Origin of the sequence: Rathayibacter sp. VKM Ac-2856 (assembly GCF_013205055.1) — a bacterium.
GTDB lineage: Bacteria > Actinomycetota > Actinomycetes > Actinomycetales > Microbacteriaceae > Rathayibacter.
Genome location: NZ_JABMLF010000005.1, coordinates 414,507 through 428,842, shown reverse-complemented (window position 1 = coordinate 428,842; position 14,336 = coordinate 414,507). Strand labels below are relative to the sequence as shown.

The following is a 14,336-nucleotide window of genomic DNA, read 5'->3' as shown; positions in this document are numbered from 1 at the left end:
GCCCGACGCGTTTCCGCGAGCCGGAGTTGAGGCTCGACACCTCCGGCTCGTGGAATCGACTCCGGCTCGTGGGATCGAGCGGTTTCGACGTGCCGGACGCGTTTCTGCGAGCCGGAGGTCTCTGCTGAGCACCTTCGGCTCGTGGAATCGGCTTCGGCTCGTGGGATCGAGCGGTTTCGACGTGCCCGACTCGTTCTCGCGAGCCGGAGGTGCCGGACGCCGCGACCCGCCGCAAGCCCCCGCGCCCGAACGCCCGGTGACGGCATCATGTCCGGATGGACCCTCGCAGCGACCCCCTGAAGACCGAGCCCGGCGTCGCCCAGCCCGACGCGGTGCAGCGCGAGCGGCTCCACCAGCGCCCGCCCTCCGACGACGTCGTCTCCAAGGTCCTGACGACGGAGGCCGCCCGCCACGTCTCGCGCCGCTGGCCGCTGATCTCCGCCTCGATCGCCCTGGTCGTCACGATCGTCCTCGCCGTGATCATCGCCTTCCGCCCGACCTCCGCGTTCTCGTTCGACGTCGAGTGGATGGACGAGATCGTCGAGCACCGCTCCAGCGTCTGGGACGTCCCGGCCCTGATCATGAACACCGTCGGCGCCGGGATCGTCGGCACCGCGATCATCCCCGTCGCCATCATCATCGTGCTCCTCGTCTTCCGCCGCCGCTGGGCCGCGCTCTACTACGCGATCGCGGCACTCGCGAGCGTCGGCCTCACCCAGCTCGTCAAGGAGCTGGTCGGCCGCGCCCGCCCCGAGGACATGCTCGTCACCAGCGACTACGGCTCGTTCCCGTCCGGCCATACCGCGAACGCCTCGACCACCGCGATGGTGCTCGCCCTCGTCTTCCCGCTGCTCTGGGTCTGGATCGCCGGCTTCCTCTACTCCGTCGCGATGATGGCCAGCCGCACCTACCTCGGCGCGCACTGGCTCAGCGACACCATCGGCGGCCTCCTCCTCGGCCTCGCCGTCGCCCTGATCGTCTGGGCCCCGCTGGCCGGCCGCCTCCGCACCGAGTCCGAGCTCCCGCACCCGCCCATCTGGATCCGCACCTCCCGCTGACCCGGCCCCCCGCATCCCGCGAGATGCCACTTGTGAGCGCGACACGCCGTGTCAGGCGCTCACAAGTGGCATCTCGCGAGGGGGGTCAGAAGTCGCGCAGGCCCGAGAGCTCGTTGAAGGTGTAGACGTGAAGGCCCGCGAGGCGGTCGCCCGCGGCGGCCTCGAGCCGGGCGACGAACGCGGTCGGATCGAAGCGGCGGCCGCGCAGCAGCCCGCCCGCGACCGACGAGCTCCGCTTGAGGAAGCCGAGCGAGGATCCCACGCCGATCCGCGCCCCGAGCGTCAGCAGCTTCGCCCGCTCGACCGGCCCCGGGACGCCCGCCCACAGCTCCGCGTCGATCCCCGCGTCCCGCAGTCCGTCGGCGTAGCGGACGACCGCGTCCACGTCGAAGCACATCTGCGTGACGATCCCGCGGATGTACGGGGCCCGCTCGCGCAGGTGCTTCTCGATGCTCTCGGCCGAGAGGTGCGGATGCCCCTCCGGGTAGCCGGCGATGTCGATCGCGAGCTCGGGCCGCAGCTCGAGCGCGTCGCGGATCAGCTCGAGCGACGTCGAGTAGCTGCCGGACGCGCTCTTCGCGTCGCCCGAGACGACGAACGCCTGATCGATCCCCGCGTCCCGCATCCGCCCGAGCGCCCGCTCCAGCGCGTCGCGCCCGTCGACGTTCCGCGCCGCCAGGTGCGGCACGACCCGGAAGCCGCGATCGGCCAGCGCCACGGCGGCGTCGATCGTCCGCCCGGTGCCGTGCTTCGGCAGGCTCGTCACGGTGAGCGTCACCGCGGACGGATCCGGGAACGCGCGCTCCGCCTCCTCGCCGATGCCGTCCGACGGGATGATCTCGAAGCGCGCCCTGGTCACCCGCCCAGCCTCCCACGCGCCGGTGTCGGAGGGTCGCCCTACCCTGGAGGCGGTCGCCGCCCGGTGGCCGGGGAGGGAGCCGCGTGTATCTCGAGGACGGCCGCATCGTCACGAGCCCGACCGATCTCTCCTCCTGGGCGGCCTGCGAGTGGGCGGTGCTCCGCCGGCTCGACGCCGCGCTCGGCCGCGCGCCCCGCGTCGTCGTCGAGGAGGACGCGATGCTCCAGCGCACCGCGCGCCTCGGCGACGCGCACGAGATCGCCTACCTCGCCGAGCTGAAGCGCACGCACGACGACGTCGTCGAGTTCGAGCGGCCCGACCGCGCCGACTACGCGCGGGCCGCCGACGCGGCCGTCGAGGCGATGCGGGCGGGCGCCGACGTGCTCTACCAGGCCACCTTCTACGACGGCACCTTCATCGGCTTCTCCGACTTCCTCCTCCGCACCCCCGACGGCGCCTACGAGGTCTACGACACCAAGCTCGCCCGGCACGCGAAGATCCCCGCCCTGCTGCAGCTCGCCGCCTACGCCGAGCAGATGGCGGCCCGGGGGATCCGCGTCGGCGAGAAGGTCCACCTGGTCCTCGGCGACGGCACGACCACCAGCCACGACCTCGCGATGATCGCCCCCGTCCAGCGCGTCCAGCGGGCCCGCCTGCGCGCGGTGCTCGAGGAGCACCTCGCCGCGAGCGAGCCCGTGGCCTGGGGCGACCCGCGCGTCACCGCCTGCGGCCGCTGCGGGCTCTGCGCCCCCGAGGTGCAGGCGCACCGCGACCCGATCCTCGTCGCGGGGATGCGCCTCGACCAGCGGGGCAAGCTGGCGAGCGCCGGCATCACCACCCTCGACGCGCTCGCCGCGAGCGAGGGCGCGGTCCCCGGCCTGAGCGCCGGCGCCCTCGAGACGCTGCGCGCCCAGGCCCGGCTCCAGCTCGCCACCGAGGCCTCGGCCGACCACGTCCCCGTCGTCGAGGTCGTCGACGCCTCGGTGCTGAGCGCCCTGCCCGCTCCGGACGAGGGCGACCTCTTCTTCGACTTCGAGGGCGACCCGCTGCACGCGGAGGACGGGCTCTGGGGCCTCGACTACCTCTTCGGCATGGTCGACCGGGACGAGGTCTTCACCGCGTTCTGGGCGCACGACCTCGCGGAGGAGCGCCGCGCCCTCGTCGACTTCCTCGCGCTCCTGCGGGAGCGGCGCGCCCGCTTCCCGCGGATGCACGTCTACCACTACGCCTCCTACGAGCGCACGCACCTGCTCTCGCTGGCGCAGCGGCACGGCACGGGGGAGGAGGAGGTCGACGCGCTCCTGCGCGACGGCGTGCTCGTCGACCTGTACCCGGTGGTCCGCCGGGCGCTGCGGGTCGGCTCGCGCAGCTACTCCATCAAGAAGCTCGAGCCGCTCTACATGGGCGAGGAGGCGCGCGACGTCGAGGGAGTGACGAACGCGGCCGACAGCATCAGCGAGTACGTGGCGGCCCGGGCACTGCTCGAGCCCGCCGGCCGCGGGTCCGCGACGGCCGCGGCCGACCGGCTCGAGGGCCGGCGCCGGCTCGCCGAGATCGGCGAGTACAACGCCTACGACTGCCGCTCCACCCTCCGCCTGCGCGACTGGCTGCGCTCGCTCGTCCCCGCCCGCGAGGAGGAGCCGCTCCCGCTCGTCGAGGTCGACCTCCCGGTGCCGCGCGAGCCCGACCCCGTCGCGGTCGCCCTCCTCGCCGCCGTCGAGGGCGTCGAGCCGCGGGAGCGCACGCCCGACCAGACGGCGCTCGCCCTGGCCGGCGCGGCGATCGACTACCACCGCCGCGAGGCGAAGACCTTCTGGCAGGAGCACTTCGACCGACTGCGCCAGCCGCTCGACGACTGGGCCGATGCGCGCGACGTCGTGGTCGTCGAGCGGGTCGAGGTCGTCCGCGACTGGTCGACGCCGGCGCGGGCGCGCACCCTCTCGCGCGAGCTGCGGATGCTCGGTCGCCTCGCCCCGGGCAGTCGGCTGAGCATCGGCGCGAAGCCGTTCCTCGTCTACGACTCCCCGGCCCCACCCGGCGCCCCCTCACCCGGCCCGGGGATGCGCGGCGCCTCCGATCGCGCCGAGATCCTCGCCGCCTCCGACGACGGCGAGCGCATCGTGCTGCTGCTGAAGGAGGGCCTGCGCGCGGGGGAGGACCCGCACGACGACGTCCCGATCGCTCTCGCACCCGCCCCGCCGCCGCGTGCCGCCCCGCAGCCCGAGGCCATCGCGGAGTGGGGCGGCCAGGTACTCGACGCCCTGCCGGCGCTGCTGCCCGACCCCGCCCTCGACGTGCTCCGGCGCGTGCCGCCGGCCGTCGTCGCGCCCGTGCGGGGCGACGACGTGATCGGCGCGGTCGTCGAGACGCTGCTCGGCCTCGAGCGCGCCACGCTCGCCGTCCAGGGCCCGCCCGGGACCGGCAAGACCTACGTCGGCTCGCACGTCATCGCGCGCCTGGTGACCGAGCACGGCTGGCGCATCGGCGTCGTCGGGCAGTCCCACTCCGTCGTCGAGAACGTCCTGACCGCCGTCGTCGCCAAGGGCGTGGACCGCGCCCGGGTGGCGAAGGTGCCCAAGGCCGGCACCTCCGCGGACGCGCTCGCCGCCGCCGCGTGGACGCCGGTGAAGAACGGCGCCGCCCTCGCCGCGCTCGCCGAGAGCGGCGGCTGCGTCGTCGGCGGCACCGCCTGGACGTTCGCGAACGCGGGCAGCGTCCCGCGCCGCTCGCTCGACCTGCTGGTGATCGACGAGGCCGGCCAGTTCTCGCTCGCGCCCACCATCGCCTCCGCGATCGCCGCGCAGCGCGTGCTGCTCCTCGGCGACCCGCAGCAGCTCCCGCAGGTCAGCCAGGGCTCGCACCCCGAGCCGGTCGACGAGTCGGCGCTCGGCTGGCTGGCCGACGGCCACGACGTCCTGCCGCCCGCCTACGGCTACTTCCTCGCGCAGACCCACCGGATGCACCCGGCGCTCGCCGCGGCCGTGTCCGAGCTCTCCTACGAGGGCGCCCTCTCCTCGCGCGCCCCCGAGGAGCGCCGGCTCGAGGGCGTCGCCCCCGGGCTGCACGCCGTGCCGGTCGTTCACGCCGGCGACACGACCTCCTCGCCCGACGAGGCGCGCCGCGTGGTCGAGATCGCCCTCTCGACGGTCGGCCGCTCCTGGACCGACGAGCACGGTGAGCGCGCGCTCACGGCCGCCGACGTCATCGTCGTCGCCCCGTACAACGCGCAGGGCGCCCTCCTGCGCGAGGCGCTCGACGCCGCAGGTCTCGAGGAGACCCTCGTCGGCACGGTCGACCTCTTCCAGGGCCGGGAGGCGGTCGTCGCGATCGTCTCGCTCGCCGCGTCCTCCGGCGCGGACGTCCCGCGCGGGCTCGAGTTCCTGCTGCTGCCCAACCGGCTGAACGTGGCGATCTCGCGGGCCAAGTGGGCCGCGTTCCTCGTGCACTCGCCGGCCCTCGCCGCGTCGCCGCCCACCTCGATGGCCGCGCTCGAGCGGCTCTCGCGCTTCCTCCGCCTCCTCGAGATCGCGGCCGAGACGGGCCAGGAGTGACGGATTCCGTCGCCCGGATCCACCCGGTCCCACGATTCCCGCGGTCCGAGCCTTGAAGCGCGAGGGAATCCGTCGCTACGGTGACTCCATGAGAATCCTCCTGGTCGGCGCCGGCGGCGTCGGCGACGCCTTCGCGAAGATCGCCGCCCGCCGCACCTTCTTCGAGCAGATCATCGTCTGCGACTACGACCTGGCTCGCGCCGAGCGCACCGTCGCCTGGATCCTCGCGCGCCACGGTGCCGACGGCGTCGAGAACCGCTTCGTCGCGGCGCGCATCGACGCCTCCGACGCCGAGAACGTCGAGACCGTCGCCCGCGCGCACCGCGCGACCCACGTGATGAACGCGGTCGAGCCGTCCTTCGTCCCGACGATCTTCGCGGGCGCCCTCGCCGCCGGCGCCGACTACCTCGATATGGCGATGAGCCTCTCCCGGCCGCACCCCGAGGAGCCGCACGCGAAGACGGGTCTCAAGCTCGGCGACGAGCAGTTCGCCGCCGCCCCCGAGTGGGAGTCCGCCGGCCGCCTCGCCGTGGTCGGGATGGGCGTCGAGCCCGGGCTCTCCGACGTCTTCGCCCGCTACGCCGCCGACCACCTCTTCGACGAGATCGACGAGCTGGGCGTCCGCGACGGCGCGAACCTCGTCGTCCGCGACGAGTCCGGCGCCGAGATCTTCGCGCCGTCGTTCTCGATCTGGACGACGATCGAGGAGTGCCTGAATCCGCCGGTGATCTACGAGAAGGACCGCGGCTGGTTCACGACGCCGCCGTTCTCCGAGCCGGAGGTGTTCGAGTTCCCCGAGGGGATCGGCCCGGTCGAGTGCGTCAACGTCGAGCACGAGGAGGTGCTGCTGATGCCGCGCTGGCTCGACGCGAAGCGGGTGACCTTCAAGTACGGCCTCGGCGCCGAGTTCATCGGCGTCCTGCGCACCCTCAACCTGCTCGGGCTCGATCGCACCGAGCCCGTCCGGGTCCGCTCGGCCGACGGCCCCGTGCTCGTGGCCCCTCGCGACGTGGTCGCCGCGGGCCTGCCCGACCCGGCGAGCATCGGGCCGCGGATGACCGGCAAGACCTGCGCGGGCCTCTGGGTGTCGGGGTCGAAGGACGGCGAGCGCCGCGAGGTGTACCTCTACCACGTCAGCGACAACGAGTGGACGATGGCGGAGTACGGCACCCAGTGCGTCGTCTGGCAGACCGCGCTCAACCCGGTGATCGCGCTCGAGCTGCTCGCCACCGGCGCGTGGTCCGGGGCGGGGGTGCTCGGCCCGGAGGCGTTCGACGCCGAGCCGTTCCTCGAGCTGATGGCGCGGCCGCTCGACGAGGGCGGCTACGGCCAGCCGTGGCACGTCCGCGAGGACTGAGCGGGGCCGGGCCCCGGCGAGCGGTTCGCCGAGCCTAGGCTGAGCCCATGAGCAACGACGACGGGCTCGCCTCGGCGAGGGACGAGGCACGCACGGCCCTCGAGGCCGCCCGACGACTGCAGGCCGAGGCCGCGGAGGCGCTGGCCCGAGCCGAGGCCGCCGCCGCGGCCCTCGAGGCGGTCTCCGGTCCGGAGGAGGCGAGCGCCGTGGTCGCCGACGTGAGCCTCGTCGACGGCCTGCCGGGGGAGACGTCCGCGGGGGACGCCGTGGTGCCCGACGCCGCGCCCGCGCCCGACACCGCGCGCCTCTCCAGCACTCCGCCCGCCCCCGGCCCGCTCCCCGAGTCCGCCGTCGACGCCGTCCGCACCGGCTACGCCTTCGCCGGCCCCGCCCTCGAGATCGGCGCGCTCGTCAACGGCGACGCGCGAGCCGACGTCCCCGTCCGCATCCCGCTCGGGATGCTCAACCGCCACGGCCTCGTCGTCGGCGCGACCGGAACCGGCAAGACCAAGACGCTCCAGGTCCTCGCCGAGCAGCTCTCCGCGCACGGCGTCCCCGTCTTCGCCGCCGACATCAAGGGCGACCTCTCCGGACTCGCGACCCCCGGCACCCCCGACGAGAAGCTGCTCGCCCGCACCCGCACCATCGGCCAGGACTGGACTCCGGAGGCCGCGCCCGCCGAGTACTTCGCGCTCGGCGGCATCGGCACCGGAGTGCCGGTCCGCGCGACGGTCACCGGCTTCGGCGCCCTGCTGCTCGCCAAGGTCCTCGGCCTCAACCACACCCAGGAGTCGAGCCTCGGCCTCGTCTTCCACTACGCCGAGAGCGCGGGGCTGCCCCTCGTCGACCTCTCCGACCTGCGCGCCGTGCTCACCTACCTCGTCGGCGACGAGGGGAAGGCCGAGCTGGCCGAGCTCGGCGGGCTCTCCAAGGCCACCGCCGGCGTCATCCTGCGCGAGCTGATCGCCTTCGCCGACCAGGGCGCCGACGTCTTCTTCGGCGAGCCCGAGATCGACACCGCGGAGTTCCTCCGCCTCGCGCCCGACGGCCGCGGCGTGGTCAGCCTGCTCGAGGTCCCTGGAGTCGCGGACCGGCCCGCGCTCTTCTCGACGTTCCTGATGTGGCTGCTCGCCGATCTCTTCAACGACCTCCCCGAGGTCGGCGACCTCGACCGGCCGAAGCTCGTCTTCTTCTTCGACGAGGCGCACCTGCTCTTCCGGGACGCGTCGAAGGACTTCCTCGCCGCGATCACCCAGACGGTCCGCCTGATCCGCTCGAAGGGCGTCGGCATCGTCTTCGTCACGCAGACCCCGAAGGACGTGCCGGGCGACGTCCTCGCCCAGCTCGGCTCGCGGATCCAGCACCAGCTGCGCGCGCACACCCCCGACGACGCGAAGGCCCTGCGCGCCACGGTCTCGACCTACCCCGAGAGCGATTACGACCTCGGCGAGGTGCTGCAGGCGCTCCCCATCGGCGAGGCGATCGTCACGGTGATGAACGAGCGCGGCGCGCCGACTCCGGTCGCGTGGACCCGGCTCCGGGCGCCGCGCGGCTCGATGGCGCCCACGCCCGAGGCCGAGCGGGAGGCGAGCGTCCAGCGCTCCCCGCTGCTCGCGCGCTACGGCACCCCGCTCGACCGCGACTCCGCGCGCGAGATCCTCACCCGGCGCCTCGACGCGGCCGCCGACGCCGAGGAGGCGCGCCTCGCCGCCGAGGAGCAGGCGGAGGAGGACGCCCGCCGCGCGAAGGAGCAGGCCGCCGCCGACGCCCGCCGCGCCAAGGACGACGCCCGGGACGCCGCCCGCCGGGAGAAGGACCGCGCCACCGCCGAGCGCCGCGCCGACGAGGCCGCCGAGCGCTCCCGCCGCCGCACCGCCCCGACCTCCCGCACCCGCTCCACCCGCCGCGACACGACCGTCGTCGAGGAGGTCCTCGGCTCCTCGGTCGGGAAGACCTTGTTGCGCGAGGTCGTCCGCGGCATCTTCGGCACCGCCCGCCGCGGCCGCTGAGCCGCGGGCGCTGACGGGGCGATCTGCGGCGTTGTCGTCGGTCGCGATACCGCCGGTATCGCTCCCTCCTCCGCCTTGCAGCTCACCCCGTCAGCACCCGCGGCCCGTGGATGCTGACGGCGACGTCAGCACCCGCCGGCCGGTCGCGCTGCTGCGCGGGCCGTCCATGCTGATCGAGTAGCCCGCTGCGCGGGCGTATCGAGATCCGGCGTGCATGCTTCGGTGGGTCTCGATACGTCGCCCTGCGGGCGCCTACTCGACCAGCATGGAGCGGCGCGCCGCCCATGCCGACCCCGGCCGCCCGCGCGGCGGGCCCCATGCTGATCGAGTAGGCCGCGCAGCGGGCGTATCGAGATCGACGCGATCAGGACCCCCGCGGGCATGGGCGCTAACGCCCGCGTGTTAGCGTCGTTACTCGTGACCGAGAGCCCGACGACCCGCGACCGCATCCTCAGCGCCACGGCCGCACTGCTCGCGGAGGGCGGCCGCGACGCCGTCTCGACCCGCGCGATCAGCTCGGCCGCCGGCGTCCAGGCGCCCACCATCTACCGCACCTTCGGCGACCTCCGCGGACTGCTCGACTCCGTCGCCGCCGCCGGGTTCGCCTCCGCCCAGGCGGAGTTCGACGCCGTCGACGCCCCCGCCGATCCCGTCGACGCCCTGCGCGCCGCCTGGGACCACCACATCGCCTTCGGCCTCGCCGAGCCGCACCTCTACGCCCTGATGTTCACCGGGCGCCCGGGGGAGGAGTCGGAGGCGGCCCGCCTCGCCCGCGGCGTGCTCGTCGCGCACGTCCGCGCCGTCGCCGAGGCCGGCCGGCTCACCGTCGAGGTCGAGCACGCCGCGCGCCTGATCCAGTCCGCCGCGCTCGGCTGCACTCTCACCCTCGCGGCGGGCCCCGACGACGAGCTCTCCGCACGCTCCCGCGAGGCCGTCCTCGCCGCGATCACCACGGCGGAGGCGGGCCCGACCGACCCCGCGGCCCGCGCCTTCGCCGCCCACGCCGTCGCCCTGCGCACCGCGCTGCCCGGCGTCGCGGGCCTGACCACCGCCGAGTCCGCCCTCCTCGACGAGTGGCTCCTGCGCCTCACGCGCTGACCCGCGCCCCGAGTCGCCCGAGAAGGCTCGTTCTCCGGCCCGGGAACGAGCCTTCTCGGGCGACTCGACGGGGCGCTCAGCGCCCGGAGACTCGGCGCCCGGAAACAGAGAACGGCGCCGCAGCTGGCGAGAGCGTGCGGCGCCGTTCGGCGGAGGATGGGGGATTCGAACCCCCGAGGGCTTGCACCCAACACGCTTTCCAAGCGTGCGCCATAGGCCACTAGGCGAATCCTCCTGGCGCGACCGTGGCCGCGACTCATCGATACTAGCCGGTGTCGGCGCCCTCCGGTGACCACCGCCCGCGAGGGCCGTGCCCGCAGGCCGCCGGCGTCGGTTAGACTGTCTCCCGGCTCCCCGCGTGGCGCCATCCAGGCCAACTCCCCCAGGGCGGAAACGCAGCAAGGGTAACCGGGCTCTGGCGGGTGCGCGGGGGGTCTTTCCTCTTTAACGGGTCCCGCTCCCGGCCCGCCTCTCCTCCACAGCACGCCGCTGCTGCACGCTCTCCCATCCCGGGCACCCGCCCAGCCTGCGGAGCGCCCCCGTCGCTAGGCTTGCGCCGATGGTTCAGAGCATCTACATCTCGTCCGCCGAAGGTCATTCGGGCAAGTCCACGGTCGCCCTCGGCGTCCTCGATCTGCTCAGCAGCCAGGTGCAGCGGGTCGGCGTCTTCCGCCCGATCGCCCGCTCCACCTCCGAGCGCGACTACGTGCTCGAGATGCTGCTCGGCCACTCCGAGTCGGGTCTCGCCTACGACGACTGCGTCGGCGTCACCTACGAGGACGTCCACGCCGACGGCGAGGCCGCCCTCTCCCGCATCGTCGAGCGCTACAAGGCGGTCGAGGCGCAGTGCGACACCGTCGTCATCCTCGGCTCCGACTACACCGATGTCGGCAGCCCGACCGAACTCGGCTACAACGCCCGCATCGCCGCGAACCTCGGCGCCCCGGTCCTCCTCGTCCTCACCGGCCGCGACCCGTCCCGGCGGGAGCAGCTCGGCCAGGCCCCCGCGCGCACCCCCGACGAGATGCGCCAGATCACCGAGCTCGCCGCCGTCGAGCTGCGCACCGCGCACGCCAGCCTCATCGGCGTCATCGCCAACCGCGCCGACCCCGCCACCTCGGAGCAGGCCGTCGCCGCCATCCGCGAGGCGCTGCCCGCCGGCGCCCCGGTCTGGGCGATCCACGAGGACCCGTCCCTCGTCGCTCCGAGCGTCTCGCGCATCATCGACGCGGTCGACGGCGTGTTCGTCGCGGGCGACCCGGAGCTGCTCGGCCGCGAGGCCCTCGGCGTGGTCGTCGCCGGCATGTCGATGGTCAACGTGCTGCCCCGCCTGATGGAGGGTGGCGTCGTCATCGTCCCGGGCGACCGCCCCGAGGTCGTCCTGGCCGTGATCATGGCGCACGCCTCGGGCAACTTCCCGACGGTGTCCGCGATCATCCTCAACGGCGGATTCGAGCTGCAGGAGCCGATCGTCCGCCTGATCGAGGGCGTCGACAACCGCCTGCCGATCGTGATGACCGAGCTCGGCACCTACGACACCGCCGTGCGGGTGACCGCCGCGCGCGGCCGCCTCGCCGCCGACTCGCCGCGCAAGCGCGACACCTCCCTCGCCCTGTTCGAGGAGGCGATCGACCCGGTCGAGCTGCTGACGCTGCTGGACGTCGGCCGCTCCGAGGTCGTCACGCCGCTGATGTTCGAGTACGGGCTGATCGAGCGCGCCCGCATCGCCGACCGGCACATCGTGCTGCCCGAGGGCGGCGACGACCGCATCCTCCGCGCGGCCGCGACCGTGCTGAAGCGCGGCATCGCCCGCCTGACGATCCTCGGCGAGGAGGTCGAGGTCCGCTCCCGCGCCGCGAGCCTGGGCCTGGACATCGACGGCGCCCGCGTCCTCAGCGTCCTCGACCCGGAGCACCGCAACCGCTTCGCCGAGGAGTACGCCCGCATCCGCGCGCACAAGGGCATCACCTTCGACCACGCCTACGACACCGTCACCGACGTCTCCTACTTCGGCACGATGATGGTCCAGCTCGGCCTGGCCGACGGCATGGTCTCGGGAGCGGCGCACACCACCGCGCACACCATCCGCCCCGGCTTCGAGATCATCAAGACGAGCCCCGGCGTCTCCGTCGTCTCGAGCGTGTTCCTGATGGCGCTGGCCGACCGCGTCCTCGTCTACGGCGACTGCGCCGTGAACCCCGATCCGACCGAGGCGCAGCTGGCCGACATCGCCATCTCCTCCGCCGAGACGGCGCAGCAGTTCGGCATCGACCCGAGGATCGCGATGCTCTCCTACTCCACCGGCGAGAGCGGAGCGGGCGCCGACGTCGAGAAGGTCCGCGCGGCGACCGCGCTCGTGCGCGAGCGCCGCCCCGACCTGCTCGTCGAGGGCCCGATCCAGTACGACGCCGCGGCGGACGCGGCCGTCGCCGCCTCGAAGATGCCCGGCTCGCAGGTCGCCGGCCGCGCGACGGTGTTCATCTTCCCGGACCTCAACACGGGCAACAACACCTACAAGGCCGTGCAGCGCTCGGCCGGCGCCGTGGCGATCGGCCCGGTCCTTCAGGGCCTGCGGAAGCCGGTCAACGACCTCTCCCGCGGCGCCTTGGTGCAGGACATCGTCAACACCGTCGCGATCACCGCCATCCAGGCGGCGACCCAGGCGATCGTCCCGCCCACCTCCGCCATCCCCGTCGTGCGCTGACGGCCACCCGCCCGAGCGCCCCCTCCCGACCCCGAACCCCCAGGAGTCCCACCGTGTCCGTCGTCCTCGTCGTCAACAGCGGCTCGTCGTCCTTCAAGTACCAGCTCATCGAGATGACGACGGAGGAGACGCTCGCCAGCGGCCTCGTCGAGCGCATCGGCGAGGAGACCGGCCGCACCCGGCACAGCCACGACGGCGACACGGTCGAGTTCGAGACGCCGATCCCGGACCACACGGCCGGCTTCGACGCGATGATCCGCGCCTTCGCCGAGCACGGCCCGAGCCTCGACGAGTTCCCGCCGATCGCCGTCGGCCACCGCGTCGTCCACGGCGGCAAGCGCTTCTACGAGCCGACGGTCGTCACCGACCTGGTCAAGATCAACATCGAGGACCTCAGCGACCTCGCGCCGCTGCACAACCCCGCCAACCTCGAGGGCATCGAGGCCGCGCAGAAGGCGTTCCCGGGCGTCCCGCACGTCGCGGTCTTCGACACGGCCTTCCACCACACCATCCCCGCGGCGGCCTCCACCTACGCGATCCCCGCCGACCTCGCCGACAAGCACCGCATCCGCCGCTACGGCTTCCACGGCACCTCGCACAAGTTCGTCTCCGAGGCGGCCGCCGCGTTCCTCGGCCGCCGCCGCTCCGACCTCAAGACGATCGTCCTGCACCTCGGCAACGGCGCCTCCGCCTGCGCGATCGACGGCGGCGCCTCCGTCGAGACCTCGATGGGCATGACGCCGCTCGAGGGCCTCGTGATGGGCACCCGCTCCGGCGACCTCGACCCGGCCGTCGTCTTCCACCTCGCCCGCAAGGCCGGCCTCTCCACCGACGAGCTCGACACCGTCCTCAACCGCCGCAGCGGACTCCTCGGCCTCTCCGGCCGCGGCGACATGCGCGACGTGCAGGAGGCGGCCGAGGCGGGCGACGAGACCGCGACCGCCGCCCTCGAGGTCTACTACCACCGCCTCCGCCACTACGTCGGCGCCTACTACGCCCAGCTCGGCCGCGTGGACGCGATCGTCTTCACCGCCGGAGTCGGCGAGAACGTCCCCGCCGTCCGCGCCGGCGCCCTCCGCGGCCTCGAGGGCCTCGGCATCGAGCTCGACCCCGAGCGCAACACCGCCCGCGACCGCGGCCCCCGCCGCATCTCCACCGACGACTCCCGCGTCGCCGTCCTCGTCATCCCCACCAACGAGGAGCTCGAGATCGCCCGGCAGTCCTTATCAGTCGTCTAGCGGCGCAGCCGCTAGACGACTCGCGGTCGGCTCTTGCAGGTGGGGGCGTTCCGCAGAGCGGGCCGCGTCGGACTGCCCTGAATCGCTGGCACGCGATTCCGGGTCGAGCCCTCTGCCCTGCCCGTGCAACACCGGCGCTGCCCACGTTCCCGATGGGGCCGCAAGCGGCGAGCCGACCGACTCACCCAGCGCGCGCGCCGCTTCAGCGCCGCCTCCGGCGAGCCGTCCGCACTGCGGGGCCGCCTTCGGCGTGCTGGCCTGGTGATGGGGCCGCCTGCGGCGGGCTGGTATCGCGGTGGGGCCGCCTGCGGCGTGCTGGTCGGGTGGTGGGGCCGCCTTCGGCGTGCTGGCATCGCGGTGGGGCCGCCTGCGGCGAGCCGGTATTGCGGTGGGGCCGCCTGCGGCGTGCTGGTCGGGTGGTGGGGCCGCCTTCGGCGTGCTGGCATCGCGGTGGGGCCGCCT

General features: G+C 74.0%; 8 protein-coding genes, 1 tRNA gene and 1 other RNA gene. 8 read left to right on the top strand and 2 right to left on the bottom strand.

What is annotated here, in order from left to right; all coding sequences use genetic code 11:
• The first annotated feature begins 275 nt into the window (after positions 1–275).
• Positions 276–1,058: a phosphatase PAP2 family protein gene (locus HQQ82_RS17120; RefSeq protein ID WP_173235250.1), complete on the top strand. Its 783-nt coding sequence runs from the start codon at positions 276–278 to the stop codon at positions 1,056–1,058.
• Positions 1,059–1,143: 85 nt separating this feature from the next.
• Here HQQ82_RS17120 and HQQ82_RS17115 read toward each other — a convergent pair whose 3' ends face one another.
• Positions 1,144–1,917: a methylenetetrahydrofolate reductase gene (locus tag HQQ82_RS17115; protein WP_173235249.1), complete on the bottom strand. Its 774-nt coding sequence runs from the start codon at positions 1,915–1,917 to the stop codon at positions 1,144–1,146.
• Between the two features lie 83 nt (positions 1,918–2,000).
• On the opposite strand from HQQ82_RS17115, the gene HQQ82_RS17110 reads away from it, so the two are divergent.
• From HQQ82_RS17110 to HQQ82_RS17095, 4 genes are all read left to right on the top strand, one after another.
• Positions 2,001–5,468 carry a bifunctional RecB family nuclease/DEAD/DEAH box helicase gene (locus HQQ82_RS17110; RefSeq protein ID WP_173235248.1) on the top strand — a complete coding sequence of 1,156 codons (3,468 nt, stop codon included), beginning with the start codon at positions 2,001–2,003 and terminating at the stop codon, positions 5,466–5,468.
• A gap of 88 nt (positions 5,469–5,556) precedes the next feature.
• A complete protein-coding gene (locus tag HQQ82_RS17105; RefSeq protein WP_173235247.1) occupies positions 5,557–6,825 on the top strand; it encodes a saccharopine dehydrogenase family protein in 1,269 nt (422 codons plus the stop codon).
• Between the two features lie 47 nt (positions 6,826–6,872).
• A complete protein-coding gene (locus HQQ82_RS17100) occupies positions 6,873–8,834 on the top strand; it encodes a helicase HerA-like domain-containing protein (protein ID WP_173235246.1) in 1,962 nt (653 codons plus the stop codon).
• A gap of 417 nt (positions 8,835–9,251) precedes the next feature.
• On the top strand, positions 9,252–9,932 hold the full coding sequence (locus tag HQQ82_RS17095; protein WP_216848686.1) for a TetR/AcrR family transcriptional regulator: 681 nt from the start codon (positions 9,252–9,254) through the stop codon (positions 9,930–9,932).
• A 150-nt stretch (positions 9,933–10,082) separates the two neighbouring features.
• On the opposite strand, the gene HQQ82_RS17090 is transcribed toward HQQ82_RS17095, so the two are convergent.
• A tRNA-Ser gene (locus tag HQQ82_RS17090) sits at positions 10,083–10,167 on the bottom strand.
• Positions 10,168–10,277: 110 nt separating this feature from the next.
• Between HQQ82_RS17090 and ffs the strand changes: the two genes are divergently transcribed.
• The 3 genes from ffs to HQQ82_RS17075 all read left to right on the top strand — a co-directional run bounded on the left by ffs (position 10,278) and on the right by HQQ82_RS17075 (position 13,874).
• Positions 10,278–10,374, top strand: an RNA gene (gene ffs / locus HQQ82_RS17085) — signal recognition particle sRNA small type.
• A gap of 117 nt (positions 10,375–10,491) precedes the next feature.
• Positions 10,492–12,636 (top strand): phosphate acetyltransferase, encoded by a 2,145-nt coding sequence (gene pta, locus HQQ82_RS17080; protein WP_173235244.1) that lies wholly within the window; start codon positions 10,492–10,494, stop codon positions 12,634–12,636.
• 53 nt (positions 12,637–12,689) lie between these two features.
• The gene (locus HQQ82_RS17075; RefSeq protein ID WP_173235243.1) at positions 12,690–13,874 is read left to right on the top strand and encodes an acetate kinase; all 1,185 of its coding nucleotides are present in this window, start codon (positions 12,690–12,692) and stop codon (positions 13,872–13,874) included.
• Positions 13,875–14,336 lie beyond the last annotated feature (462 nt).

Excerpts from the sequence above, each read along its gene's own strand:
- HQQ82_RS17100 (WP_173235246.1), top strand. The coding sequence starts at position 6,873 with ATGAGCAACGACGACGGGCTCGCCTCGGCGAGGGACGAGGCACGCACG.
- HQQ82_RS17120 (WP_173235250.1), top strand. The coding sequence starts at position 276 with ATGGACCCTCGCAGCGACCCCCTGAAGACCGAGCCCGGCGTCGCCCAG.
- pta (WP_173235244.1), top strand. The coding sequence starts at position 10,492 with ATGGTTCAGAGCATCTACATCTCGTCCGCCGAAGGTCATTCGGGCAAG.
- HQQ82_RS17105 (WP_173235247.1), top strand. The coding sequence starts at position 5,557 with ATGAGAATCCTCCTGGTCGGCGCCGGCGGCGTCGGCGACGCCTTCGCG.